The sequence below is a fragment of the Pseudomonas chlororaphis subsp. chlororaphis genome, from assembly GCF_003945765.1.
In the GTDB taxonomy this organism is placed as follows: domain Bacteria; phylum Pseudomonadota; class Gammaproteobacteria; order Pseudomonadales; family Pseudomonadaceae; genus Aquipseudomonas; species Aquipseudomonas chlororaphis.
Genome location: NZ_CP027712.1, coordinates 729807 through 755576 on the forward strand (window position 1 = coordinate 729807; position 25770 = coordinate 755576).

The 25770-nt window shown below is 63.7% G+C and carries 20 protein-coding genes; 5 read left to right on the plus strand and 15 right to left on the minus strand.

Annotation, left to right across the window (positions count from 1 at the left end):
* Positions 1–499 precede the first annotated feature (499 nt).
* A complete protein-coding gene (locus C4K27_RS03235; RefSeq protein WP_053259480.1) occupies positions 500–760 on the plus strand; it encodes a hypothetical protein in 261 nt (86 codons plus the stop codon).
* 89 nt (positions 761–849) lie between these two features.
* On the opposite strand, the gene C4K27_RS03240 is transcribed toward C4K27_RS03235, so the two are convergent.
* From C4K27_RS03240 to C4K27_RS03305, 14 genes are all read right to left on the minus strand, one after another.
* Positions 850–1443, minus strand: a complete 594-nt coding sequence (locus C4K27_RS03240) for a MarC family protein (RefSeq protein ID WP_053259481.1) — start codon at positions 1441–1443, stop codon at positions 850–852.
* A gap of 62 nt (positions 1444–1505) precedes the next feature.
* Positions 1506–4289, minus strand: a complete 2784-nt coding sequence (locus tag C4K27_RS03245; RefSeq protein ID WP_053259482.1) for a hybrid sensor histidine kinase/response regulator — start codon at positions 4287–4289, stop codon at positions 1506–1508.
* Positions 4290–4388: 99 nt separating this feature from the next.
* Positions 4389–5684, minus strand: coding sequence for a phosphoribosylamine--glycine ligase (gene purD, locus C4K27_RS03250; RefSeq protein WP_007921652.1), 1296 nt, complete (start codon positions 5682–5684; stop codon positions 4389–4391).
* A 188-nt stretch (positions 5685–5872) separates the two neighbouring features.
* Positions 5873–7480, minus strand: coding sequence for a bifunctional phosphoribosylaminoimidazolecarboxamide formyltransferase/IMP cyclohydrolase (purH, locus tag C4K27_RS03255; protein WP_053259483.1), 1608 nt, complete (start codon positions 7478–7480; stop codon positions 5873–5875).
* A gap of 81 nt (positions 7481–7561) precedes the next feature.
* On the minus strand, positions 7562–7882 hold the full coding sequence (gene fis / locus C4K27_RS03260) for a DNA-binding transcriptional regulator Fis (RefSeq protein WP_007921650.1): 321 nt from the start codon (positions 7880–7882) through the stop codon (positions 7562–7564).
* A complete protein-coding gene (dusB, locus tag C4K27_RS03265) occupies positions 7879–8892 on the minus strand; it encodes a tRNA dihydrouridine synthase DusB (protein WP_007921649.1) in 1014 nt (337 codons plus the stop codon). Before dusB ends, fis begins: the two co-directional genes overlap by 4 nt.
* A gap of 196 nt (positions 8893–9088) precedes the next feature.
* A complete protein-coding gene (locus C4K27_RS03270) occupies positions 9089–10327 on the minus strand; it encodes a DUF3426 domain-containing protein (RefSeq protein ID WP_053259484.1) in 1239 nt (412 codons plus the stop codon).
* Positions 10328–10357: 30 nt separating this feature from the next.
* Entirely contained in the window at positions 10358–11236 is an 879-nt protein-coding gene (gene prmA, locus C4K27_RS03275; protein ID WP_053259485.1) for a 50S ribosomal protein L11 methyltransferase, read from the minus strand.
* A gap of 291 nt (positions 11237–11527) precedes the next feature.
* Positions 11528–12883, minus strand: a complete 1356-nt coding sequence (gene accC, locus C4K27_RS03280) for an acetyl-CoA carboxylase biotin carboxylase subunit (protein ID WP_007921646.1) — start codon at positions 12881–12883, stop codon at positions 11528–11530.
* 17 nt (positions 12884–12900) lie between these two features.
* A complete protein-coding gene (accB, locus tag C4K27_RS03285) occupies positions 12901–13362 on the minus strand; it encodes an acetyl-CoA carboxylase biotin carboxyl carrier protein (RefSeq protein ID WP_007921645.1) in 462 nt (153 codons plus the stop codon).
* A 24-nt stretch (positions 13363–13386) separates the two neighbouring features.
* Positions 13387–13842, minus strand: a complete 456-nt coding sequence (gene aroQ, locus C4K27_RS03290; protein WP_007921644.1) for a type II 3-dehydroquinate dehydratase — start codon at positions 13840–13842, stop codon at positions 13387–13389.
* Between the two features lie 144 nt (positions 13843–13986).
* Positions 13987–15780 (minus strand): protein-disulfide reductase DsbD, encoded by a 1794-nt coding sequence (locus C4K27_RS03295; protein ID WP_053259486.1) that lies wholly within the window; start codon positions 15778–15780, stop codon positions 13987–13989.
* A gap of 185 nt (positions 15781–15965) precedes the next feature.
* The gene (locus C4K27_RS31835) at positions 15966–17930 is read right to left on the minus strand and encodes a methyl-accepting chemotaxis protein (protein WP_053259487.1); all 1965 of its coding nucleotides are present in this window, start codon (positions 17928–17930) and stop codon (positions 15966–15968) included.
* 52 nt (positions 17931–17982) lie between these two features.
* Positions 17983–19647, minus strand: coding sequence for a response regulator (locus tag C4K27_RS03305; protein ID WP_007921641.1), 1665 nt, complete (start codon positions 19645–19647; stop codon positions 17983–17985).
* Between the two features lie 292 nt (positions 19648–19939).
* Between C4K27_RS03305 and C4K27_RS03310 the strand changes: the two genes are divergently transcribed.
* The 4 genes from C4K27_RS03310 to speA all read left to right on the plus strand — a co-directional run bounded on the left by C4K27_RS03310 (position 19940) and on the right by speA (position 24257).
* Positions 19940–21007: a DUF2333 family protein gene (locus tag C4K27_RS03310; protein ID WP_053259488.1), complete on the plus strand. Its 1068-nt coding sequence runs from the start codon at positions 19940–19942 to the stop codon at positions 21005–21007.
* Positions 21008–21010: 3 nt separating this feature from the next.
* Complete coding sequence (locus tag C4K27_RS03315; protein ID WP_007921639.1) at positions 21011–21547, plus strand: NUDIX hydrolase; 537 nt, start codon at positions 21011–21013, stop codon at positions 21545–21547.
* 201 nt (positions 21548–21748) lie between these two features.
* The gene (locus tag C4K27_RS03320) at positions 21749–22120 is read left to right on the plus strand and encodes a translation initiation factor Sui1 (RefSeq protein WP_007921638.1); all 372 of its coding nucleotides are present in this window, start codon (positions 21749–21751) and stop codon (positions 22118–22120) included.
* A gap of 223 nt (positions 22121–22343) precedes the next feature.
* Positions 22344–24257 carry an arginine decarboxylase gene (speA, locus tag C4K27_RS03325; RefSeq protein WP_053259489.1) on the plus strand — a complete coding sequence of 638 codons (1914 nt, stop codon included), beginning with the start codon at positions 22344–22346 and terminating at the stop codon, positions 24255–24257.
* 61 nt (positions 24258–24318) lie between these two features.
* Here speA and C4K27_RS03330 read toward each other — a convergent pair whose 3' ends face one another.
* Positions 24319–25665, minus strand: a complete 1347-nt coding sequence (locus C4K27_RS03330; RefSeq protein WP_053259490.1) for an MATE family efflux transporter — start codon at positions 25663–25665, stop codon at positions 24319–24321.
* Positions 25666–25770 lie beyond the last annotated feature (105 nt).

Below are 25770 nucleotides of genomic sequence, written 5' to 3' on the forward strand. Positions count from 1 at the left end.
ATCAAAAGCCAAAGCTGCGTCATGCGCGACCTACCGGTCGGCGCTAACCCTGTAGCCGCTGCCGAGCCTGCGAGGCTGCGATCGACCGCGAAGCGGACGCAGGGTCTTGAGACCGCTGGAGGACCTTCGGTCCTATCGCAGCCTCGCGGGCTCGGCAGCGGCTACAGGAAGCGTGGGGGCCGTCAGAGGGAAAGAATGGCAACACATTGAGGGTTGTCGCTGGTTTTTGGCGAAGCCATAGTTGCCCGGTCGCCGACGCATCGGCGGTCGATCTTAGCCGGTCGAAATGTGGGGCTATGAACGCTTAAGCGCCATCCATTACCATGCTGGCGCTTTTGGTTGCGCGGCATCCTTTATGGTGGCTGTGCGCGGGACACCTTTGGGTGTGCCGGGGAATGTTCATAGCTCCATCCCTGGTCGGCTAACCCTCGCACAGCTGCCTCCCATTTGTTTAGCCGCAAAGAGTGGCAGCTCTTTATGCAACTAAGGAGCTATGACCATGACGGACTTCATCCCACTACAAAGCAATCTCACCCCTACCCCGGTGTTCCACCTCGACCGCAACGCACCCGCAGCCGATCTGCATGGCGGGGCGGTGCAGCGCATCAAGGCTTCGCGGGATCTGATGCACAGCCTCAATTGCCTGAGTGTCAAAGGCGTGGGCGACCAGGATCTGATTCACTTCGTCAACGCCGCCCACCTGTTGCTACAAGACGGCTGCGACGCGCTGGATGCCTTGCAGTGGCAACTGCAGGCGTAAAAAATCCCACCCCGGAAAAAGCCCAGGCTCACTGCCCCCAGTGAGCCTGCTTGTTCTTGCCGCTTGCCGCTTGAAGCTTGCAGCTGCCTCTACCCCAGATACCCCTTGACCCCGGTAAAGATGATCTGCGCCGCCAGGGCGCAGACGAACAGGCCCATCAGTCGGCTGACGATCTGCAAGCCTTGCTCGCCCAGGATGCGTTCGATGCGGTTGGACAGGTAGAGCACCACGCCGACCGTGAAGCTGGCCAAGGCGATGCTGAGGATCGCGGTGAGTTTGTCGTCCCAGTGCGGCTGGCCGACGCCCATCACCAGCAGGGCGCCGATGGTGCCGGGGCCGACGGTCAGGGGGATGGTCAGCGGCACTATGGTCACGTCCTGCTGCACGTTGTCGGTCTGGATCGCCGACTTGCCCTGGGCCATGCCCAGGGCCGAGATGAACAGCACGCTGCCGGCGCCGATGCGGAAGGCGTCCACGGTGATGCCGAACACATTGAAGATCACCCGTCCGAACAGATACAGCAGCACGCTGGAGGCCAGGGTCGCCAGGGCGACGTTCCACGCCAGGCGCCGACGCTCCTTGCTGGAGTAGCCGCGGGTCAGGCTGATGAAGCAGGACAGGACGAAGAAGGGGCTGTAGAGCACCAGCATCTTCAGGTACACGCTGAACAGCACATGGAGCATGGCGCAAACTCACAGCGAAGGAGGGCGAGCGGAGTTTAACAGGCGTTTGCCGGACTGTCGGCTCAGGACGGTTGCGCCGTGGTGCGGTCCTGCAGGTCGCGCTGCGCCACCCAGTGTTCGATCAGTTCGCGCAGTTGCGACAGTTCCACCGGCTTGGCCATGTGCCCATCCATGCCGGCCTGCCGCGCGCGCTCCTTGTGCTCGGTGAGGATGTGCGCGGTCAGCGCCACCACCGGCGTGCGCACGCGCTGGTTGCCGACTTCCCAGGCCCGCAGTTGCTGGGTGGCGGAGAAACCGTCGAGGATCGGCATTTCGCAGTCCATCAGCACCAGGTCGTAGCGCTGGGCCTTCATCGCTTGCAAGGCTTCTTCGCCGTTGCTCGCGGTATCGGGCTGCAGGTTGAGCTTGCCGAGCATGCCGCGAATCACCTTGGTGGAGATGCTGTTGTCCTCGGCGACCAGGATGCGGAAGTCGCTCGGCACCTTGACCGGCACCGCAACCCCGCTCAGCGAATGGGGCTGATGGGGGACCAGTTGGCCCTTGTTGCGCTGGGTCAGCTCGTCGGCCAGGGTGGTCTTGAGGGTGTAGCCGGCCACCGGTTTGGCGAGGATGCGCTTGACCCCGGCGTTGCGCGCGATGACCTTGCTCGGCGCGTTGCTGATGCCGGTGAGCATGATCAGCAGGATGTCGTGGTTCAGGCTCGGGTCTTCCTTGATCTTGGCCGCCAGTTGCATGCCGGTCATGCCGGGCATGTTCTGGTCGAGCAGCACCACATCGAAGTAGTCGCGCAGGTGCGCCTTGGTGCGCAGCAGGGCCAGGGCTTCCTTGCCCGAAGGCACGGCGCTGACGTTCAGGCCCCAGGCGCTGCATTGCTGCACCAGGACCTTGCGGCAGGTGTCGTTGTCGTCCACCACCAGCACCCGGGCGCCTTGCAGCGGGCCATCCAGGTCGGACGTCGGGTGCTCCAGGCGCTCAGGGTCCAGCGGCAGGGTCAGCCACAGGGTGCTGCCCTGGTTGGCGCTGGTCTTGACCCCGAACTCGCCATGCATCAGCAGGATCAGCTGACGGGCGATGACCAGGCCGAGATTGCCGCCCAGGCGGGTGCTGGCGAGGAAGTTCTTGCTGTGCAGTTCCGAATGCAGCAGGGCATCGCGTTCTTCGGCTTCCATCGGCTGGCCGCTGTCCTGCACGGCAATGCGCAGGCGCGGTTTGCTGGTGCGCTCGTCCAGCGCGACCACCACCAGGACCTCGCCTTCGTCGGTCTTCTTCAGGGCGTTTTCCAACAGGCTGAGCATGGCCTGGCGCAAGCGCGTCGGGTCGCCGCTGATCACGCGTGGCACCTGCGGCTGGATGAAGCTGATCAGCTCGACGTTCTGCTGCTCGGCCTTGGCGCGGAAAATACTCAGGCAGTCTTCGATCAGTGCATTGAGGTCGAACTGCACGTCGTCCAGCTCGATCTGCCCGGACTCGAGCTTGGAGATGTCGAGGATCTCGTTGATCAGGGTCAGCAGCTCGTTGCCGGCACTGTGGATGGTCTGCACGTAGTCGCGTTGCTTGACCGACAGTGGCGTGCCCAGCAGCAGCTCGGTCATGCCCAGCACGCCGTTCATCGGTGTGCGGATCTCGTGGCTGATCTTGGCCAGGAACTCGGCCTTGGCATTGACCTCGGCGTTGCTGGCGGCGAGGTCGCGGCTGACGCTGAACTCGTTCTCGGTGATGCTGCGCTGGCGCTCGCCCAGGGCGATGCTCATCGCCCACCCGCTCAGGCACATGGTTACCAGCAAGGTAATGATCAGGCCCTGGGGCGCGACCATGGTCAGCCCCAGCAGCGCCGGCAGCACGATCAGCGCGCCGATGTTGAAGATGCCCATGCCGGCCACGAAGTAGCGCGCCGGGCGGTAACCTTTGTGCCAGTGATAACCGGCGATGAACAGCATGCTCAGGCCGACCAGGGCCACCAGGCCGTAGGTGATGAGGTTCAGCGGGAGTGAATCGACGAACAGCAGCAACAGGCTGCACAGACCGACCATCAGGATGTCGACCAGCAGCAGCTTGTTCAGTGGGTGCGGGCCCAGCGGGGCAAAAAAGCGATAGACGAACATCAGCCCGCAAGGGGTAGTCAGCAACAGCGCCAGGTAGGCGCCAGGGGTCTGTATCGCGTGCCAGTCCGGCAGCCAGGGGCCGAACAGGTTGAGCATCAGCGCCAGGCTGAGCATCACCAGGGCTTCGCAGGACGCCAGCCACAGGCTGCTGCGCGAACGGGTGTAGGCGTAGCGCACCAGGTTGTGCAGCATCAGCATGCCCATGCAGCCGAACAGCAGGCCGTACAGCACGCTCTGGCCTTGATTGGCTGCGGTCATGACCGCCGGTTGCAGGGTGATGTAAGGGCGCAACTGATGGTCGGAGACCAGGCGCAGGTAGACATCGAGGGTCTTCTGGTTCTGCGGCAGCGGCAGCATGAAGTCGCTGCTGGGCAAAGGCCGTTCGGCCTGGGGCTGCTGGGTGCCGGAGGTCAGTTGCTCAACCAGGTTGTCGCCGTCCAGCACATACATGTCCAGGCGTGACAGGTCGGGCGCGAAGATCCGCAGCAGTTGTTCGTGCTTGCCCGGTTGCAGTTTGAAACGCAGCCATAACGCGCCTCCGGGTTCGGCGGCGGTGATGCGTTCCAGTTCGATCGGGCTGAATTGATTGGTGTAGCGCGGGGAGCGGATATCGCTCAGTTGCAGGTCGGCCTGTTCATCGAGCAAAACGGCCCAGTTACTGCCTTGTGCGGCCTGGGCCGGGATCAAGCAGAGCAGGGTCAGCAGAGTGACGGTGAAACCTATGGCAGTCCTGAGCCAGCGCACGGCGAAATCCCTTCGTAGGTTGATGCCAGATTATAACTATGCGCGGCGCTGGAGCCGTCCGGCAAGGGCCTGGGGCCCCTGCCGGACAGGAAGACAGGATTACTCCTGACTTTCGCCACGCTCGCGGGCAATGGCCCGGTAACCGATGTCTTTGCGGTAGAAGCAGCCTTGCCAATCGATCTTAGCTGCCAGTTGGTAGGCCTGCTGCTGCGCGGCACCCACGCTTTCGCCCAGGGCGGTGGCGCAGAGCACGCGGCCGCCGGAGGTTACCACCTGACCGTCCTTGAGCGCGGTGCCGGCGTGGAAGACTTTGCCTTCCAGTTTGGCGGCCGCGTCCAGGCCTTCGATCACCGCGCCTTTGGCGTAGTCACCAGGATAGCCGCCGGCGGCCAGGACGATGCCCAGGCTCGGACGTGGATCCCATTGCGCTTCGACCTTGTCCAGCGCCTGGGCCAGGGCGGCCTCGACCAGCAGCACCAGGCTCGATTGCAGGCGCAGCATCACCGGTTGGGTTTCCGGATCGCCGAAGCGGCAGTTGAACTCGATGACTTTCGGGTTGCCGGCCTTGTCGATCATCAGGCCGGCGTACAGGAAACCGGTGTAGACGTTGCCTTCGTCGGCCATGCCGCGCACGGTCGGCCAGATCACCTGGTCCATCACGCGCTGGTGCACGTCGGCGGTGACCACCGGGGCAGGGGAGTAGGCCCCCATGCCGCCGGTGTTCGGGCCGCTGTCGCCGTCGCCGACGCGTTTGTGGTCCTGGCTGGTGGCCATGGGCAGCACGTTCTTGCCGTCGACCATGACGATGAAGCTGGCTTCCTCGCCGTCGAGGAACTCTTCGATCACCACGCGCGAACCGGCGTCGCCGAAGGCATTGCCGGCCAGCATGTCGCGCACGGCGTCTTCGGCCTCGCTCAGGGTCATGGCGACGATCACGCCTTTACCGGCGGCCAGGCCGTCGGCCTTGATCACGATCGGCGCGCCTTTTTCCCGCAGATAGGCCAGGGCCGGCTCGATCTCGGTGAAGTTCTGGTAGTCGGCGGTCGGGATCTTGTGGCGCGCCAGGAAATCCTTGGTGAAGGCTTTCGAGCCTTCCAGCTGGGCCGCGCCAGCGGTCGGACCGAAGCAATCCAGGCCACGGGAGCGGAACAGGTCGACCACACCAGCCACCAGCGGTACTTCCGGACCGACGATGGTCAGGGACACGTTCTTCTCGGCAAAGTCGGCCAGCTGCTCGAGGGCCAATACGTCGATGGCCACGTTCTCGCACTTGGCTTCGATGGCGGTGCCGGCGTTGCCCGGGGCAACGAAGACTTTCTCGACCCGTGGGTCTTGAGCGACTTTCCAGGCCAGGGCGTGTTCACGACCGCCGCTACCAATGATCAGTACATTCATTTCAAAAACCTCGGATGACGCAAATTCTGTTAGGAGCCTAAAGCTCTTCACGCTTCAGGAGGTCGCAATGAAGTAGGTAGATGCAAGGCGCAGTCGCTTGCGATGAGCGGAGTTGCCTTCTGGCAATGAGCATCATCGCAAGCGGCTGCAACGCAGCAGATGCCTGCTTCAGTGCGGCCGCTGCCGTATTAGTGGCGGAAGTGGCGCATTCCGGTGAATACCATTGCGATTCCGGCTTCGTCGGCGGCGGCGATCACTTCGTTGTCGCGCATCGAGCCGCCTGGCTGGATCACTGCGGTGATGCCGACCTTGGCCGCGTTGTCGATGCCGTCGCGGAACGGGAAGAACGCATCGGACGCCATGACTGCGCCCTGCACTTGCAGGCCGGCGTGTTCAGCCTTGATCGCGGCGATACGGGCGGAGTTCACGCGGCTCATCTGGCCGGCGCCGACGCCGATGGTCTGACGGTTCTTGGCGTAGACGATGGCGTTGGATTTGACGAACTTGGCCACTTTCCAGGCGAAGATCAGGTCGTGGATTTCCTGTTCGGTCGGGGCGCGCTTGGTCACCACTTTCAGGTCGTCGGCGCCGATCATGCCGATATCGCGGCTCTGCACCAGCAGGCCACCGTTGACGCGCTTGTAGTCCCAGGCCGGAACGCGGTCCGCCGACCACTCGCCGCAGGCCAGCAGGCGCACGTTGGCTTTGGCTGCCACCACGGCGCGAGCTTCTTCGCTGACGCTTGGGGCAATGATCACTTCAACGAACTGACGCTCGACGATGGCCTTGGCGGTCTCGGCGTCCAGTTCGCGGTTGAAGGCGATGATGCCGCCGAAGGCCGATTCGGTGTCGGTGGCGTAGGCCAGTTCGTAGGCCTGGCGGATACCGCCTTCGGCGTCCGGGCTCACGGCCACGCCGCACGGGTTGGCGTGCTTGACGATCACACAGGCGGGCTTGACGAAGCTCTTCACGCATTCCAGCGCGGCGTCGGTGTCGGCCACGTTGTTGTACGACAGTTCCTTGCCTTGCAGCTGGGTGGCGGTGGCGATGCCGACTTCGGCAGGCTTGGCTTCCACGTAGAACGCCGCGCTCTGGTGCGGGTTCTCGCCGTAGCGCATTTCCTGGGCCTTGATGAACTGGCTGTTGAAGGTGCGCGGGAATTCGCTGCGGCCTTCGGTGGTCAGGGTTTCGGCTGCCTGGTTCACGGTGCCCATGTAGTTGGCGATCATGCCGTCATAGGCCGCGGTGTGTTCGAAGGCCTTGAGCATCAGGTCGAAACGCTGGGCGTAGGTCAGGCCGCCGGCCTTGAGGCTTTCCAGCACCTGGCCGTAGTCGCTGGCGTTGACCACGATGGCCACGTCTTTGTGGTTCTTGGCCGCCGAGCGGACCATGGTCGGGCCGCCGATGTCGATGTTCTCGATGGCGGTCGGCAGGTCACAGCCCGGCTTGGAGATGGTGGCTTCGAACGGGTAGAGGTTGACCGCTACCAGGTCGATCGGCTTGATGCCGTGCTCGTTCATGATGGCGTCGTCGATACCGCGACGACCGAGGATACCGCCGTGGATTTTCGGGTGCAGGGTCTTCACCCGGCCGTCCATCATTTCCGCGAAACCGGTGTAATCCGCGACTTCCACTGCGGCCACGCCGTTGTCCTGCAGCAGTTTGAAGGTCCCGCCGGTGGAGAGGATCTCCACGCCCAGGGCTTCCAGCTCCTTGGCGAATTCGAGGATCCCGGTCTTGTCGGAAACACTGATCAAGGCGCGGCGGATCGGCAGGCGGGTAGTCTGGTCGGTCATCTCAATTTCCATCAAAAGCAAAGGAGTCAGCAAAAAAGGCGACCGGTTTTACGCGGGCGCCTTTCTGGTTTGATTGAATGCTTACAGCAAATCGTACTGCTTGAGTTTCTTGCGCAGGGTGCCGCGGTTCAGACCGAGCAGCTCGCTGGCCTTGGTCTGGTTGCCCTTGACGTAGTTCATCACGCTTTCGAGCAAAGGAGCCTCGACTTCGGAGAGCACCAGGTTGTACACGTCCGTGACGGCCGCGCCCTCAAGGTGGGCGAAATAATTGTGCAGCGCCTTCTCGACACTCCCGCGAAGGGTCTGGCCTTCTTCGCTCGGCGTATTGAGGTGCTGTTTCAAATTCACGTTGTCGCTCACGGGTGCTGTTCCACTCACTAAAGTCTCGGTCATCATCGTCATGCGGCCACCCCTTCTCCGTCCCCTGTCACCAGGCTCTTGTAACGCTCGGCAAAGAACTCACGAACGTTGGCGCACTGTGCTTCCGTATCTTCCAAACGATTGAAGTGGGCGCGAAACTCCCTGGCGCCCGGCAGAGTTGCGAGATACCAGCCCACATGCTTGCGAGCAATGCGTACGCCCATGACATCGCCATAGAAGGCATGCAGCGCGGCCAGATGCTCAAGCAGAATACGTTCCACCTCGAACAGTTCAGGTGCCGGCAGGGTTTGACCGGTACGCAGAAAATGTTCGATCTCACGAAAAATCCATGGCCGCCCCTGAGCGGCCCGGCCAATCAACAGTCCGTCGGCACCGGTAGCGTCGAGGACGTAGCGGGCCTTCTCGGGCGAGTCGATATCGCCGTTGGCGAAGACCGGGATCGACACCGCCTGCTTGATCGCAGCGATGGTGTCGTACTCGGCAACGCCCGTGTACAGGTCGGCCCGGGTCCGGCCATGGACCGCCAATGCCGTGATGCCTGCCTGTTCGGCGATCTTCGCCACCGTCAGGCCGTTCTTGTTCGCCCGGTCCCAGCCGGTACGGATCTTCAGGGTGACCGGCACATCGACTGCGGCCACCACGGCCTGCAGGATCTCGTTCACCAGATCTTCATCTTTCAGTAACGCGGAGCCGGCGGCCTTGTTGCAGACCTTCTTCGCCGGGCAACCCATGTTGATATCAATAATCTGTGCGCCCAACTCGACGTTGGCGCGGGCGGCATCCGCCAGCATCTGTGCATCGCCACCGGCAATCTGTACCGAGCGCGGCTCGGGATCGCCCTCGTGGATCATGCGCAGGCGCGATTTGCGACTGTTCCACAAACTCATGTCGCTGGTGACCATTTCCGAGACTACAAGGCCTGCACCCAGCCGCTTGCAAAGCTGACGAAAGGGCTGGTCGGTGACGCCCGCCATGGGGGCGAGAATCAAGCCGTTGTGCAATGTATATGGGCCGATGCGTACCGCCGACATAGGACTTCCCTGTTGTGGGGCCGGATCATGAGAGTTCGAAAAAGGGTTGGCATGATACCCGCTCTCGATGACTGGATAAAGGCTGAATTGGATAAAATCTGAACAGTTATTCTGTTATTGCCAACGGTTTGGTCCGCTGGGCAGCAGTCAGAAAACCGCCGTCAATCCCGGGCGGCCTTTGCTCGGATGGCGCGCCTTACTCGGGCGAGTGAAAGCTTAGGCTGTAGTTGACGGCCTTGGGGCCCGGATCGAGGATGTCCAGCGCGATATGGATCGGTGTCTGCGGCGGCATCTCCGACACCCCTTCGAGCTCACCCTTGACGTATTCGCCGGGTTTGAAGCGACGACTGGCGATCAGATGGCCGTTGAGGTCGGCGAAACGCAGTTCCAGTAGCGGGAAGGGCTGGGAGAACGGCGCGCGGTTGTAGATGATCGCATCCACCACCAGGGCGCCGCTGAAGTCCGGGTGGCTGCGCACCACCAGGTTGCTGCTTTTGATGCGGCCGATATCGACCTTCGAGGGCACCGTGCAGCCCAGTTCCGGGCAAAACTGCTGGAACCAGGGGCGGTACTGGTCCTGGCGCGCCAGTTCGTCGAAGTGATAGGCGATGTACTGGCCCGCCAGGCCGGCGGCGGCCAGCAGGATCAACAGGCTCCAGAGCAGGCGGCGGCCCCAGGGCGAGCGGCGTTTTTGCCAGTCCAGCTGGATCGGGTCGTCTTCCAGGTCCAGCAGCACGGCGTCCGGCGCCTCGGGCTCGGCGCGCCCACGCTTGTTGCGTGGCGCCGGGCTGGCTGGCGGCTCGATCTCATCGGGCTCGTCGGCCTTCAGGGAGCCGTGCGCTGGCGTGGGCTCCAGGTCGTCGTCCAGGAGCAGGGAGGGCGCCTTGGGTTCGTCTTCCAGATCGTCCAGGTTGAAGGATAGCGACGGTTCGGTACGCCCGGAGCGGCCGGCGTCGACGGGCGGCTGCTCAGGTTTTTCGTCCAGGTCGCCGCTGGTGCCGGGTGGCTGGCTGAACAGGCTGTCGGGCCAGTGTTCCTCTTCGGCATCCGGCTGGTCGCGGCGGGCGCTGAGGGCGTCTTCCCTGGAGGCGCGTTCCTGGCCGAAGGCCTTGGTCGGCTGGATTTCCCGTTGTTCGAGTTTGGCCAGTTCCTCGTCCAGGTCGAGGCTGTCCAGGTCGAGCTCGGTGGCGCTCCACTGCTTCTGGCTGATGGCGCGCGGTGGTGGCGGGGTCAGCGGTTCAGCAGGGGCAGCCGGTGCGGGAGGTGTGACGACAGCGTCCTTGCCAGCGCGTTGCTCAAGCAACTGCCGTGCGGCGTTGAACACCTGCAGGCACGAGCCGCAGCGCACCACGCCCCGGGCCACGCTCAACTGGGCGTGGCTGACGCGGAAGCTGGTTTGGCAATGCGGACACTGGGTGACGAAACTGTCGGTCATGCGGCGATCCGGTTTATACAGGCGGCCATTCTAGCGCCGACGGCCGGTGATGCGTACCCAGCCATCGAGGTTGGCGATCGGGTCCAGGTCGAAGTCCCGGGCGTAGGCGGCAGCGACTTCCTCACCCTGTTCGGCGAGGATGCCCGACAACGCCAGGCGTCCGCCGCTCTTGACCAGGCTGGACAGTTGCGGCGCCAGGGCGACCAGCGGGCCGGCGAGAATGTTGGCGACCAGTACGTCCGCCTGGACCTGCGGCAGGTCTTGCGGCAGATAGAGCGGGAACAGCGCTTCGGCGATGTTGTTGCGCCCGGCGTTGTCGCGGGAGGCTTCCAGGGCCTGCACGTCGATGTCGGTGCCCACCGCCTGTTTTGCGCCCAGCAGCAGGGCGGCGATCGCCAGGATCCCGGAGCCGCAACCGAAGTCCAGCACGTTGCAGTCTTTCAGGTCCTGACCGTCGAGCCATTCCAGGCACAGGGCGGTGGTCGGGTGCGTGCCGGTGCCGAAGGCCAGGCCCGGATCGAGCAACAGGTTGACCGCATCCGGCTCGGGAGCGGCGTGCCAGCTCGGGACGATCCACAGGCGCTGGCCGAAACGCATCGGCTGGAAGTTGTCCATCCAGCTGCGTTCCCAGTCCTGGTCTTCGATCACTTCGCTGTGATGTTCGGGCAGCGGGCTGCCGGTCAGCAGCTCAAGGTGGGCCAGCACGCTGGCGGCCTCGGTGCCGTCTTCGAACAGGGCCAGCAGGTGAGTGTGGTTCCACAGCGGGGTGGTGTTGAGTTCCGGTTCGAAGATCGGTTGATCCTCGGCGTCCATGAAGGTCACCGAAACGGCGCCAACTTCGAGAAAAGCGTCTTCGTAGGTTTCGGCTTGTTCTGGGCTGATGGCGAGACGGACTTGCAGCCAAGGCATGGCGGGCACCTTTGAAATATGTAATGTGCAGCCTAGCGGGCTGCGAGAAGCGCGCAAGTTTACGCGAGCGAGGCGCAGAAAACGACACGCCAGGCGCCATTTCCACTTGTCCGCACCGCCTCTCTGTAGGAGCGAGCTTGCTCGCGATGCCTGCAAGGGCGCCGCATAACACCAGGAAAATGCGCGCTGTCGCTGATGGCCCTATCGCGAGCAAGCTCGCTCCTGCAAGGGGGGGGGGCAGAAACGACAAGGCCGCTCGAAAGCGGCCTTGTCGTTCTGGTGCGGTGTCGATCAGTGTTGACCGGCCAGCTTGTGCTCCAGGTAGTGAATGTTCACCCCCCCTTTGCAGAAGCCTTCGTCACGGGTCAGGTCGCGGTGCAGCGGGATGTTGGTCTTGATCCCGTCGACCACGATTTCGTCCAGCGCATTGCGCATGCGCGCCATGGCTTCTTCACGGGTTGCCCCGTAAGTGATCAGCTTGCCGATCAACGAGTCGTAGTTCGGTGGAACCGCGTAACCGCTGTACAGGTGCGAGTCGACGCGCACGCCATTGCCGCCCGGAGCATGGAAATGCTTGACCGTGCCTGGGCTTGGCATGAAGGTTTTCGGGTCTTCGGCGTTGATCCGGCATTCCAGGGCATGGCCACGAATGACCACGTCCTTCTGGGAGATCGACAGCTTGTTGCCAGCGGCGATGCTCAGCATCTCCTTGACGATGTCGACGCCAGTGACCATTTCCGATACCGGGTGCTCTACCTGCACGCGAGTGTTCATCTCGATGAAGTAGAAACGGCCGTTCTCGTACAGGAACTCGAAGGTGCCGGCGCCGCGGTAGCCGATGTCGATGCACGCCTTGACGCAGCGGGCGAAGACTTCCTGGCGCGCGGTTTCGTCGATGCCCGGAGCCGGCGCTTCTTCAAGCACCTTCTGGTGACGACGCTGCAGGGAGCAGTCGCGGTCGCCCAGGTGGATCGCGTTGCCCTGGCCGTCGGACAGCACCTGGACTTCCACGTGACGTGGGTTGGTCAGGAACTTCTCCAGGTAGACCATCGGGTTGCCGAACGCCGCGCCCGCTTCGGAGCGGGTCAGCTTGGCCGAGGAGATCAGGTCTTCTTCTTTATGCACCACGCGCATGCCGCGACCACCGCCGCCGCCAGCGGCCTTGATGATCACCGGGTAGCCGACTTCACGGCCGATGCGCAACGCGGTTTCTTCGTCTTCCGGCAGCGGGCCGTCGGAACCGGGCACCGTAGGTACGCCGGCAGCGATCATCGCGTGCTTGGCCGATACCTTGTCGCCCATCAGGCGAATGGTCTCGGCTTTCGGGCCGATGAAGGCGAAGCCGGAGTTCTCGACCTGCTCGGCGAAGTCGGCGTTTTCCGCGAGGAAGCCGTAGCCTGGGTGAATGGCGGTGGCGCCGGTCACTTCGGCGGCCGCGATGATCGCCGGAATGTGCAGGTAGGAGTGCGCGGCGGAGGCCGGGCCGATGCAGACGGATTCGTCCGCCAGACCCAGGTGCATCAGTTCCTTGTCGGCCTTGGAGTAAACGGCGACGGTCTTGATACCCATCTCTTTGCAGGCACGCAGAATCCGCAGGGCGATTTCACCGCGGTTGGCGATCAGAACTTTTTCCAACTTCGCAGACATCGTTGGCTCTCCGCGGTTCAAACGATGGTGAACAGCGGTTGGTCGTACTCAACCGGCTGGCCGTCTTCGACGAGGATGGATTCGATCACACCGCTGGTTTCAGCTTCGATGTGGTTCATCATCTTCATGGCTTCGACGATGCACAGGGTGTCGCCTTTCTTCACGCTCTGGCCGACTTCAACGAAGGCTGGCGAGGTTGGCGAGGATTTGCGGTAGAAGGTGCCGACCATCGGCGAACGGGCAACGGTGCCGTTCAGCGCTGGGGCAGCTGGAGCTGCTGGTGCAGCAGCGGCGGCCGGAGCGGCAGCGGCAGGCGCGGCAACTGGAGCAGCCATCGGTGCCGGTGCGTAGTACTGCTGGGCTGGAGTCTTGCTGTGGCGGCTGATGCGTACGGACTCTTCGCCTTCCTTGATCTCGAGCTCGTCGATGCCGGACTCTTCCAGCAGTTCGATCAGTTTCTTAACTTTACGGATATCCATGAATCATCAACTCCCAAGGGTCGGTCAGGGGCGTTTAGCTTGTTGTTCAAGCTGCTCTAGTGCGGCCTCCAGGGCCAGTCGGTAACCGCTGGCGCCAAGGCCGCAGATCACTCCCACCGCAACGTCGGAGAAGTAGGAGTGATGGCGGAAAGGTTCGCGTTTGTGCACGTTAGACAAATGCACTTCGATGAATGGGATGCTCACCGCCAGCAGCGCGTCACGTAATGCGACGCTTGTATGCGTAAAAGCTGCTGGATTGATCAGAATGAAGTCCACGCCTTCATCGCGGGCGGCGTGGATACGGTCGATCAATTCGTACTCGGCGTTGCTTTGCAGGTAGAGCAAATGGTGGCCGGCCTCGCGGGCCCGGCGTTCCAGGTCCTGGTTGATCTCAGCCAGGGTGACTGCACCGTAGACCCCCGGTTCACGGGTGCCGAGCAGGTTCAGGTTGGGTCCGTGAAGAACCAGTAGGGTCGCCATCTGCCGTTCCTTGTTATTGCGCAGTGATTGGAATGTGCGGTTATCAGAACCCGGCGACTATGCCGCAAAGCCTTTGTGACTGTCCAGTTCTCTGCAATAGGCAGCACGATGACCGATGTTTACCTAAAATATGTGACCAACTGACTAAATCCGGTCATTTGCTGCAGCAATGCGTTCAGCGAAGTCTGCGGCGCTGATTTCGCCGACCACACGCACATCGGCACGTTCGACGCCATCTTTGCCGAAGAACATCAGCGCCGGTGGGCCGAACAGTTGGTAGCGGTCCAGCAGGGCGCGCTGTTCGCGGTTGCTGGCGGTGATATCGAAGCGCACCAGGCGGTAGCCCCGCAGGCGTTCGACGACCTGGCGGTCGTTGAGCACCTCGCGTTCGATGACTTTGCAACTGATGCACCAGTCGGCGTACCAATCGAGGAGCAGCGGGGTACCGGCATTCCGGGCATCGGCCAGGGCCTGCTCCAGCTCACCGGGGGTGGTGACGGTCTGCCACTGGCCGGCGCTGGTTTGCTCGGGGCTGTTGCCGATGACCGCGACCGGTGGGCGGGCGAGCGGGCTGAACGGATCGGTCTGGCCACTGAATGCGCCGTACCAGCAGGCCAGGGCATAAAACAGCAGGAACAGCCCGCACAGCTGCGCCAGGCGCGCGCGTGGCGCCTTGTAGACAAACTCCAGGGCACCGAGAAACAGGCCGACGCCGGCCGCCAGCGCGCCAATCAGCAACAGGCTGACCTGGCCCGGCAAGACCCGGCTCAGCAGGCCGATCGCCAGGCCGAGCAACAGCACGCCAATGGCGTTTTTCACATAGACCAGCCATGGCCCGCTTTTCGGCAGCCAGGCCGCGCCGCCGGTGGCCACCAGCAACAGCGGCGCGCCCATACCCAGGCCCAGGGCGAACAGTTTCAGGGCACCGCCCAGGGCGTCGCCGCTGGCACTGATATACAGCAGGGCGCCTGCCAGCGGCGCCGAAACGCAGGGCGATACCAGCAGGCTGGACACCACCCCGAGAATCGCCGCGCCCCACAGCGAGCCACCTTCGGTGCGCCCGGCGATGCGTTCCAGGCGCTGGCTGATAAAGCGCGGAAGCTTGAGTTCGAAGACATCGAACATCGCCAGGGCGAACACGACGAAGAACAATGCAAAGGGCACCAGCACCCAGGCCGATTGCAGGCGTGCCTGCAAATTGAGCTGGGCGCCGAACAGCCCCATCAAGGCGCCGAGCAGGGCGAAACAGGCGGCCATCGGCAACACGTAGGCGAGCGACAGATTGAAGCCGCGCCAGCCGCCGACCTGGCCCTTGAGGACCACGCCGGACAGGATCGGCAGCATCGGCAGGACGCAGGGGGTGAAGGTCAGGCCGATGCCGGCCAGGAAGAACAGCGCCAGTTCGCGCCAGCTCCAGGCGGTTTTCCCATTGTCGGTAGCGGGGCCGCCGGCACTTGAGGCATTGGCCGAGGAGGCCGCGCCATCGATCTGCAAACGCTCGGTTTCCGGTGGATAACACAGGCCCTTGTCGGCGCAGCCCTGGTAGGTCACGGCCAGGGTGAAGCCTCGTTGGTCCGTGGCGCTGCGCGGCAGTTCGACATCGACAATGCCGTGGTAGACCTCGACGTCGCCGAAAAACTCATCGTGTTTCTGTTCGCCCTTGGGCAGTTGGGCGGCACCCAGGGTGATATCGGCGGGCTCGGCGCGGAACTGGAAGCGGTGGCGATAGAGGTAGTAACCCTCGGTGGCGACGAAACGCAGCTTGATCGACTGCGGCGTGCTTTGCAGCAGGCTCAGTTGGAACGCTTCGCGCACCGGCAGGAAGTCGGCGCTGTTATTGATCGAGCCCAGGGTCGAACTGGGGCGGCTGTCCAGCAACCCGGCGGCGGTCGCCGGCAGGGCAAGCACAAACAGCATCAGGCAAAGCAGGCGACGCATGGCAATCTCGCGAATCGAAGGTGTGCGCATGATAGCGGAGAGCGGTGGGGTATGCGTATGCGCCCCGTAGCCGCTGCCGAGCCTGCGACCGCGTTCTTTCAGGCAACCTGCATAGGCCGGTTTTGCGAGGACTGCGTCCTCGATCGCAGCCTCGCAGGCTCGGCAGCGGCTACAGGGCTACAGGGCTAGACGCGGAATGCCTGCACCGCCGTGTGCAACTGGCCACCCAGGGCCAGCAGGTTCTCGCCTTGTTCGCGGCCTTCGCCGATGCGTTGCAGGTTATCCCCGCCCAATTGATGGATGCGCTCGCTGTGGTCGCGGATTTCGCTGACGGCGCCGCTTTGCTGGGCCGTGACATCGGCGATGCGGATGGCGGTGTCGGAAATGGTCTGGATCGCCCCGACGATTTCATCCAGCGCGCCGTCCGCGGCCTGGGCCTGGCTGGCCGTGGCTTCGGCATGTTCGACCTGGGCGCGCATGCCTTCCACCGATTGCCGGGCCGCAGCCTGCAGGCCGGCGATCAGGGTCTGGATCTCGGCGGTGGCACCCGCCGTGCGTTGGGCCAGGGAGCGCACTTCTTCGGCGACCACGGCAAAACCGCGGCCCATTTCCCCGGCTCGCGCGGCTTCGATGGCGGCGTTCAGGGCCAACAGGTTGGTCTGGTCGGCAATGGAACGGATCACCGTGAGCACGCCGCCGATGGTTGCCGACTCCTCGGCCAGCTGTTCGATCATCTGCGCGTTGCCTTGCACTTCGCCGACCAGGGCATGTAACCCGGTCAGGCTCAGGCCGATCACTTTCTGCCCCTGTTCCACCGCCATTCCGGCACTGCGGCTGGCATCGGCGGCCTGGCTGGCATCGCCGGCGACTTGCTGGATGGTCGCTTCCAGCTCGCCGAGGGCGTCGCGGATCTGCGCGGTGTCGCCGGCCTGGCGCTCGGCCCCGCCGTGCAGGCCACTGCTCAGTTCCGCCAGGGCGCGGCTGCTGCCGGCGACCTGTTCGGCGTTCTGCCGGATGGTGCCCACCAGGTCCACCAGGTAGGCGCGCAGGCGGTTCAGGGATTCTTCGATGTCGTGCAGTTCGCGATTGGTCCGGCCCAGCTGGATGTCGCGGCTGAAGTCGCCTTCGGCCCAGGTCGACAGGGCCGGCGCCAGATTGGTCAGGACCCGTGCCAGCCGACGCTGCAAGGTGTCGATCAGCAGGGCGATCAGCAGGATCAGGCCGATCATCAAACCCTGCATCAGCCGCACTTCGCCCTGGATCTGCCCGTGCTGGGCGCGCACGACCGGTTCCAGTTCGGCGATGGCCTGCTGCACGGCGGTGATTTTCAGGTGGGTAGCGGCGCTGAGGTCGGCGCGTTTATGGATCTGCTCGCGGGTGCGGTTCAGCTCGGCGGGGTAGCGGCCGAGCAGGCTGTTGAGTTCGCGCTTGAGGCCGATGCCGGCGTCTTCGACGGCGGCCTTCTCGGTGTTCTCCAGGCCCATCATGGCCGCGAAGTCATCGGTGTTCGACGCATTGCTGGCCGCGACACCCAGCAACGGCAGGGTTTCCAGCTGCTCGGCCTGGGCGCGCATGTTGCTCACTTCGCGCTCGACATCGGCGGCCAGTTCGCTGCGGCCGCTGCTCACCAGTTTGTCGCGGGCCAGGGACAGCTTGCCCAGGTGCTGGGAGGCGGTCAGCAGCAACGGCAGGTAGGTCGCGGCGCTGGGATTGCTGGCCGCCCCGGTCGCGTACTGGCTCAGTTGTTCGAGGCTGGCCCCCAGCTCGCGCTCGGCCTGCAGCAGCAGCGCTTGCGGATCGCCGGCCAGTTTGCCGGCGGCCAGCAGGTCGGTCTTGCTGAACTCGGCCAGGCCCGACAGGCTCGGGCGCAGGCTCTGCGCCAGTTCCGCGGGCAGTTCGTCGAGCTGGGCCTGCTGGGTTTCGATGGCCTGGCTGGCGCTGCTCAGGCGCAGGGCGTCGCCGCTGGCCAGGTAGTCCTCGATGTTGCGCGCCACCTGGTTCTGGAACTGCTGGGACAGCCCCAGGTAGCGCTCCATCAATAGGTAGGGGCGCTCGAGGGCGCGTTGCGACCACCAGAGCGTTGCGCCCAGGGCCAGGCAAACGGCAACTAATAGCAGGGTATTGAGATTGGTCAGCAGCTTCAGGCGCATCGCGTCCTACCAACGACTTGAATGGTAAGCGCCTGAACTTATTGCGTTTGTATTACAAGGTTATGACCGAATCGGTGGATTCCGGTGAAAAAGTGGCGCTTTGATGGCGCGCTGCCTGGACCCGGTTGCGCCCGCTGTCCTTGGCGCGGTAGAGCGCTTCGTCGGCCTGGCTGGCCATCATCAGGCTGTCGGAGTCTTCCCGCAGTTCGACCACTCCGGCGCTGAAGGTGCACCACAGGTCTTGGGGCTGGGCTGGGTAATGGATCTCGGCAAAGCGCTGGCGGATTTCATCCAGCACCTTGCAGGCCGCTTCCAGGTCGGTGTCGGGCATGACGATGGCGAATTCTTCGCCACCGTAGCGGCCGATGAAGTCGGTCTTGCGCAGGCGTTGCTTGAGAAACAGCGCCAGGCTCTTGATCACCCGGTCGCCCATGGGGTGACCGTGGCTGTCGTTGACCCGCTTGAAGTGGTCGATGTCGAGCATGGCGAAGCTCAGCGGCTTGTTTTCGCGGCGCGCGCGGAAGCTGCAGTCTTCGAGCAGTTGCAGGATATGGGTGTGATTGTACAGCCCGGTCAGGCTGTCGCGGACCATGCGCGCCTTGAGGTTGCGCGCGCGGGCGGCGCGGTTGCGCACGGTGGTGATCAGGTGGCGCGGCTTGATCGGCTTGGTCAGGAAGTCGTCGCCGCCTTCGCTCATGGCGTCCAGCTGCTTGTCCAGGTCGTCTTCGGCCGACAGGTAGATGATCGGCACGCTGACATAACGGTCGTTATGGCGGATTACCTTGGCCAGCTCGGTGCCGGTACAGGCCGGCATGTACATGTCGAGGATGATCAGGTCCGGCTGGAAGTCGGCCAGTTCGGCCATGGCCTGGATCGGTTCGATCAGGGTCCGGGTGATGATCCCGGCGCTGTTGAGCAGGCGCTCGGTGTGCAGGGCCTGGGCGCGGGAGTCGTCGATGATCAGCACTTTATAAGGTTCGTACTGGGCGACGCAGGTGAGGATCTCGATCTTCTCCAGCAGGCTCGAGGCTTCCAGGGTGCCGGTGAGGAACTCCTGGCCGCCGGCGCGCACGGCGGCCAGGCGGGTCGGGGTGTCGGTTTCGTGGAGGCTGAAGAACAGCAGGGGCAGCTTCTGCTCCAGGCCTTCCTGGGCTTCGGCGGCCAGTTGCAGGCCCATGCCGTTGCCGCAGAAGTCGACGTCGATGACGATCGCCGCCGGCAAGCGCTCGACCATCGAGGAGCGAAACGCGGCGATGCTGTCCAGGGACTGGGCGCTGAGGCCGAAGAATTCCAGCTGCTTGGCCAGGCGCTCGCCGCGATCGTGGTCTTGCAGCATCACGTAGATCGGCTTGCGCAGGGGCGGCAGGAAGGTCTGCTCCAACTGGTCGCCATGGCGCAGGCCGGTGCGCGACAGGCGTTGCATCAGGCGGTTGAGGTCGGTGATCAGGCCACTGCTCAGGCGCCCACGGTTGGCGTCCACCGCTTCCAGAGAGTCGCTGATGCTGCGCGCCAGCTGGGTATGTTCGGGTTGTTCGAAACGTTCGGCGAAACGCAGCAGGCGCAGGTTGGCCTCGCTGAGTTCGGACATGTCGGCGGTCGACCATTCGCTGCGCTGCAGGCGCTGCCATATCTCGAGGATCTGACGAGCCTGGTGAATTACCCGCTGGGCAAAGTGGTGCTTGAGGCGCTCACGGCTGGGGTCTTCTGGCTCGGTCATATCCTGACTACTAGTTAGGGTGCATGCTGAGATCGACTGGTGGCTCTATGCTAGCACCTCTTATGGATTGTACGAGTGTCGTACGTCAACAATCTGCAAAGCGACCTTATTCAGTTCCCGACCGACTGGTCGCATAGGTTCTGAACTGTGCTTCATTTATAGTGGCCGCTCGATGTACACCCGGCATGTGGCGCCTTGCGCGGCGGATGATTTTTAATCCGTTCGGTTCGAGGCACGATGGAGTAGGGTTGTGGTCGAACCGATGAACCCAAGTGATTGAAAGGATATAGCCATGCTGGACTGGAAGAACCGCGCGGGCAGCGCGCCGGATCGTGCTGCCGAACCCAAGTCGGCGACACGCAGCTACTTTGGTGGCCTGCTGTTCAGCCGCGCCCTGGGCACCCTGGTGGCCTTGTACCTGCTGGTGGCCGGTGCCCTGGGCTGGTACTGGAGCCAGGAACCGTCGCTGTTCCCCGTCCAGCAAGGCGCGCAAATTGCCGCCGAGAAGGAAGGCAAGCAGATGGTCGTGGGCTACACCACTGTGGAAACCCTCAAGACCGTGGCCGGCACCCTGCTGAACAAGCCGGGTGGCTATATCTCCAACGACCGTTTCCCGCCGGGCCTGTGGATGGACAACATGCCGAGCTGGGAATACGGCGTGCTGGTGCAGGTCCGCGACCTGACCCGGGCCTTGCGCAAGGACTTCGCCCGTTCCCAGTCGCAGTCCGCCGAGGACGCCGACCTGGCCAAGGCCGAGCCGCGCTTCAACTTCGACAACAAGAGCTGGGTGCTGCCGTCCAGCGAGTCCGAGTACCAGGAAGGCATCAACTCCCTGAGCCGCTACCAGGCACGCCTGTCCGATCCGAACCAGAAGAGCGCGCTGTTCTACGCCCGTGCCGACAACCTGAACAACTGGCTGGGTGATGTCGGGACCCGCCTGGGTTCGTTGTCCCAGCGCCTGTCGGCCAGCGTCGGCCGGGTCAAGCTCAACACCGCGCTGAAAACCGAAACCCCGGCGCCGGGCCAGTCGCCGCAGGTCGACGAAGAGGTGGTGGAAACTCCTTGGATGCAGATCGACAACGTGTTCTATGAAGCACGCGGCCAGGCCTGGGCCCTGTCGCACCTGCTGCGTGCCATCGAGGTCGACTTCGCCGACGTGCTGGCCAAGAAGAACGCCACCGTCAGCGTGCGCCAGATCATCCGTGAACTGGAAGCGTCCCAGGAGCCGATCTGGAGCCCGATGATTCTCAACGGCAGCGGCTTCGGCGTGCTGGCCAACCACTCGCTGGTCATGGCCAACTATATTTCCCGCGCCAACGCGGCTGTCATCGACTTGCGTCAATTGCTCAATCAGGGTTGATTCATGGTGGTTACCTCCAATGAGGCCGCGCATCGCGCGGCCTCCGATGCCGAACAAGTCGCCTGGGTCGATGGCGAAGACCAGTTGCTGGGCACGCTGGCCCGCTCGGAGTTGCGCGAGCGCGGCCTGATTGGGCGCGGTACCTATATCCTGCTGTTCAATTCCGCCGGTGAGCTGTGCGTGCATCGGCGCACCCTGAGCAAGGCCATTTATCCCGGTTATTGGGACGTGGCCGCGGGCGGCATGGTGCTGGCCGTCGAAAGCTACGCCGAGTCGGCGGCCCGGGAGCTGGAGGAAGAATTGGGCGTGAGCGGGGTGGAATTGACCGCCCATGACCATTTCTTTTTCGAAGACACCGACAATCGCCTCTGGTGTTCGGCCTTTTCGGCGGTCTGGGACGGGCCCCTGCGCCTGCAGCCGGAAGAGGTTCTGGAAGCGCGCTTCATTGCGATCGACGAAGTGATGCGGGAAATCACCGAAAAGCCCTATTGCCCGGACTCCCTGGCGGCCTTGCAGCGCTATCTGGCGCGGCGTCGTTAAAGTTGTATAAATTGGCGCGGTTAGGCTCTTAGCAAGTCGGCTTTTTGCCGTTACACTGCGCGACCTTTTTCAAGCTGGGCCGGCGCTGCTTTTATAAGCACGGTCGGTCCAGTAGCGCTGCCCCTGCCTGAGTGGGGCTTCGCGGTCGATGGCACAGGCCATGTGCTTCGACCAGTCTTTGTCCTCCCAAGAGGATTGCCGGTGGCCAAAAAAGCCGCATCCTTCGCCGCCCTTGGTGGCCTGGTATTTTCCACCGACGCAGGTCGACATTGCCCGGACTGTAGCCAGCCGGTGGCAGCCTGCATCTGCAAACAAACCGTTATCCCTGCCGGCGACGGCATCGCTCGCGTGCGTCGCGAAAGCAAGGGCCGTGGCGGCAAGACGGTGACCACCATCACCGGCGTGCCGTTGGCCGAAGACGCGCTCAAGGAACTGGCGACCACGTTGAAGAAACGTTGTGGCACCGGTGGCGCGCTGAAAGACGGCGTCATCGAGATCCAGGGCGATCATGTCGAGCTACTCTTGGCAGAGCTGATCAAGCACGGTTTCAAGGCGAAGAAGTCCGGCGGCTAGCAGCCTCTGTGAAAACCACCCCCGACTTGATGCAGCCCAGATCCGATTCAGGCTTGCCGTCGTCTTCATGGTTTTCACAGAGCCTGTTCATGACCGGTTTCTAAACTCAGCGCTGTAACCGAGGTCTATGTCCTCGTTGCAGGCTAATCGTCATTTTCATTCTTTAGACTGCGCCAGCCCCGGACCGGGGTGGCGCTCTATGACTTCTTTATAGGGGACTTCGATGTCCGTACGACGCACACGCAAAGACGATGGCAGCCAATGGACAGTTGCGGACAGCCGCAGTGTTTATGGGATTCGCCATTGGGGGGCCGGGTATTTCGCGATCAATGACGCCGGTCGCGTCGAAGTTCGTCCGAACGGCCCGAACAGCTCGCCCATCGACCTGTTCGAACAAGTCGAGGAGCTGCGCAAGAGCGGCTTGTCCCTGCCGCTGCTGGTGCGCTTCCCGGATATCCTGCAGGACCGGGTGCGCCAGCTGACCGGTGCCTTCGACGCCAACATCGAGCGCCTGGAATACCAGAGCAAGTACACCGCGCTGTACCCGATCAAGGTCAACCAGCAGGAAGCGGTGATCGAAAACATCATCGCCACCCAGAATGTCTCCATCGGCCTGGAAGCCGGCTCCAAGCCCGAGCTGCTGGCGGTGCTGGCGCTGGCGCCGAAAGGCGGCACCATCGTCTGCAACGGTTACAAGGACCGTGAGTTCATCCGCCTGGCGCTGATGGGCCAGAAGCTGGGCCACAACGTATTCATCGTGATCGAGAAAGAATCCGAAGTGGGCCTGGTGATCGAAGAGGCCGCCTCGCTCAAGGTCAAGCCGCAGGTCGGCCTGCGCGTGCGCCTGTCGTCCCTGGCGTCGAGCAAGTGGGCCGACACCGGTGGCGAGAAATCCAAGTTCGGCTTGTCGGCGGCGCAGCTGCTGTCGGTGGTCGAGCGTTTCCGTGGCGCCGGCCTGGACCAGGGCATCCGCCTGCTGCACTTCCACATGGGTTCGCAGATCGCCAACCTGGCGGACTACCAGCACGGCTTCAAGGAAGCCATCCGTTACTACGGCGAGCTGCGCAACCTCGGCCTGCCGGTGGATCACATCGACGTCGGCGGCGGCCTGGGCGTGGACTACGACGGTACCCACTCGCGCAACGCCAGTTCGATCAACTACGACATGGACGACTACGCCGGTGTCGTGGTCGGCATGCTCAAGGAGTTCTGCGACGCGCAGAGCCTGCCGCATCCGCACATCTTCTCCGAAAGCGGTCGTTCGCTGACCGCGCACCACGCCATGCTGGTGGTGCAGGTGACCGACGTCGAGAAACACAACGACGACGTGCCGCTGATCGAGAACAAGGAAAGCCTGCCGGAAACCGTGCAATGGCTGGTGGACCTGCTGGGCCCGACCGATATCGAGATGGTCACCGAAACCTACTGGCGCGCCACCCACTACATGAGCGACGTGGCCGCCCAGTACGCCGACGGCAAGCTGACCCTGGCCGAGAAAGCCCTGGCCGAGCAGTGCTACTTCGCCGTGTGCCGGCGCCTGCACAACTCGCTGAAGGCGCGCCAGCGCTCGCACCGCCAGGTACTGGACGAACTCAACGACAAGCTGGCCGACAAGTACATCTGCAACTTCTCGGTGTTCCAGAGCCTGCCGGACACCTGGGCCATCGACCAGGTCCTGCCGATCATCCCGTTGCATCGCCTGGACGAAGAGCCGCTGCGCCGTGCGGTGCTGCAAGACCTGACCTGCGATTCCGACGGCAAGATCAACCAGTACGTCGACGAGCAGAGCATCGAGACCAGCCTGCCGGTGCATGGCCTGAAAGAGGGTGAGGACTATCTGCTGGGCGTGTTCCTGGTCGGTGCCTACCAGGAGATCCTCGGCGACATGCACAACCTGTTCGGCGATACCGACTCGGTGAACATCTACCAGAACCCGAACGGCACCGTGTACCACGCCGGGATCGAGACCCATGACACCATCGAAGACATGCTGCGTTATGTGCACTTGTCGCCGGAGGAGTTGATGACTCATTACCGGGACAAGGTGGCCAGCGCGAAGATCAGCGCCAGCGAGCGTACCCAGTTCCTCGACGCCCTGCGTCTGGGCCTGACCCGCTCGTCGTACCTGTCTTCCTGAGGTTTCGACGGCTCAAGAAAAACCACCGCTTGCGGTGGTTTTTTTATGCGCGCCGCAAAGCTCAGCGGGCCGGGCTGAACCAGCCGTCGTGCCGGCGCAGCCCGAGGGCGAAGGCCAGCAGGGTCAGGCTGCGCACCAGCATGAACAGCAGGAAGGTCAGCCACAGGCCGTGGTTGCCCAGGCCCTGCAAGGTCCAGGCGCAGGGCAGGGTGATGAGCACGCTGAGCAGCATGCCGTTGCGCATTTCCCGGGCTCGGGTGGCGCCGATGAACAGGCCGTCCAGCAGGTAGCTCCAGACTGCGATCAGCGGCAGGGCGGCGAGGTAGGGCAGGTAGGTGAAGGCGGTCTGCCGCACTTCGGCGATATCGGTCTGCATCTCGATGAACAGGTGCCCGGCGCACAGGAACAGCACGGCAAAACCGATGCTGGCCAGCAGCGACCAGCCGCCGGCCACCACCAGCGAACGGCGCAGCGCCAGGCGATCGCGGGCGCCGATGGCGTGGCCGCACAGGGCTTCCACCGCATGGGCCAGGCCGTCCAGGGCGTGGGCGGTCAGCAGCAGGCCGTTGAGCAGCAGCGCGTTGGCGGCCACGGTCGCGTCCCCCAGGCGCGCGCCTTGCACGGTGATCAGGAAGAACACCGATTGCAGCGCCAGGCTGCGGATGAAGATGTCGCGGTTGACCGCCAGCAACGGTCGCCAGCTGGCCCAGCGCTGCAACGCCGCCCAGGCAATCCGCCCTGGATAGGCGCGCAGGGCTGGACGGGTCATGGCCAGGCCGATCAGCGCACCGGTCCATTCGGCGATCACCGAGGCCCTGGCCGAGCCGGCCACGCCCCAGTCCAGGCCCAGCACGAACCACAGGTTGAGGGCGATGTTGATCAGGTTGGTGCTCAGCAGGATCGCCAGCGGCGCCCGGGCGTTCTGGGTGCCGAGGAACCAGCCGACCAGGGCCATGCTGGCCAGCGCCGCCGGCAGCCCGAGCAAGCGGGTATGGAAGAAGGTGCGGGTCATTTCGTCCAGCTCGGCCGAAGGCTGCATCAGCTGCAAGGCCGCGCCGCTCAGCGGTACGCCTATGGCGCCCAGCAGCAGGGCCAGACCCATGGCCAGCAGCAGGCCTTGCACCAGGATCTGCCGCAGCGCCGCACCGTCGGCGCGCCCGGCGGCCTGGGCGGCAAAGCCGGTGGCGCCCATGCGCAGAAAGCCCATGGCCCAGGCCAGGAAGGTATAGAGGCTGGCGCCGACCGCCACCGCGCCGAGCTGGTGGGCATGGGGCAAATGGCCGATGACGGTGCTGTCGACCAGCGCCACCAGTGGCACGGAAATATTGGAAAGAATCATCGGCGCGGCCAGCGCCCACACCCGAGCATGGGTCGGACGGTGGCGCCAGGCAGAAATCAGGCTGGACATGCAGGCTCCTTGAGAGCGGGCATTGTAGCCGCTTGCCCGCCCGGCCATGCCATCCCGATCACGGCCCGAATCCTACAAAGACGCCGCGGGTGATAGGCCCTCTGT

Coding starts and splice junctions, on each gene's coding strand:
- C4K27_RS03235 (WP_053259480.1), top strand. CDS start 500: ATGACGGACTTCATCCCACTACAAAGCAATCTCACCCCTACCCCGGTG.
- C4K27_RS03240 (WP_053259481.1), bottom strand. CDS start 1,443: ATGCTCCATGTGCTGTTCAGCGTGTACCTGAAGATGCTGGTGCTCTAC.
- purD (WP_007921652.1), bottom strand. CDS start 5,684: ATGAATGTACTGATCATTGGTAGCGGCGGTCGTGAACACGCCCTGGCC.
- purH (WP_053259483.1), bottom strand. CDS start 7,480: ATGACCGACCAGACTACCCGCCTGCCGATCCGCCGCGCCTTGATCAGT.
- fis (WP_007921650.1), bottom strand. CDS start 7,882: ATGACGATGATGACCGAGACTTTAGTGAGTGGAACAGCACCCGTGAGC.
- dusB (WP_007921649.1), bottom strand. CDS start 8,892: ATGTCGGCGGTACGCATCGGCCCATATACATTGCACAACGGCTTGATT.
- C4K27_RS03270 (WP_053259484.1), bottom strand. CDS start 10,327: ATGACCGACAGTTTCGTCACCCAGTGTCCGCATTGCCAAACCAGCTTC.
- prmA (WP_053259485.1), bottom strand. CDS start 11,236: ATGCCTTGGCTGCAAGTCCGTCTCGCCATCAGCCCAGAACAAGCCGAA.
- accC (WP_007921646.1), bottom strand. CDS start 12,883: ATGTCTGCGAAGTTGGAAAAAGTTCTGATCGCCAACCGCGGTGAAATC.
- accB (WP_007921645.1), bottom strand. CDS start 13,362: ATGGATATCCGTAAAGTTAAGAAACTGATCGAACTGCTGGAAGAGTCC.
- aroQ (WP_007921644.1), bottom strand. CDS start 13,842: ATGGCGACCCTACTGGTTCTTCACGGACCCAACCTGAACCTGCTCGGC.
- C4K27_RS03295 (WP_053259486.1), bottom strand. CDS start 15,780: ATGCGTCGCCTGCTTTGCCTGATGCTGTTTGTGCTTGCCCTGCCGGCG.
- C4K27_RS31835 (WP_053259487.1), bottom strand. CDS start 17,930: ATGCGCCTGAAGCTGCTGACCAATCTCAATACCCTGCTATTAGTTGCC.
- C4K27_RS03305 (WP_007921641.1), bottom strand. CDS start 19,647: ATGACCGAGCCAGAAGACCCCAGCCGTGAGCGCCTCAAGCACCACTTT.
- C4K27_RS03310 (WP_053259488.1), top strand. CDS start 19,940: ATGCTGGACTGGAAGAACCGCGCGGGCAGCGCGCCGGATCGTGCTGCC.
- C4K27_RS03315 (WP_007921639.1), top strand. CDS start 21,011: ATGGTGGTTACCTCCAATGAGGCCGCGCATCGCGCGGCCTCCGATGCC.
- speA (WP_053259489.1), top strand. CDS start 22,344: ATGTCCGTACGACGCACACGCAAAGACGATGGCAGCCAATGGACAGTT.
- C4K27_RS03330 (WP_053259490.1), bottom strand. CDS start 25,665: ATGTCCAGCCTGATTTCTGCCTGGCGCCACCGTCCGACCCATGCTCGG.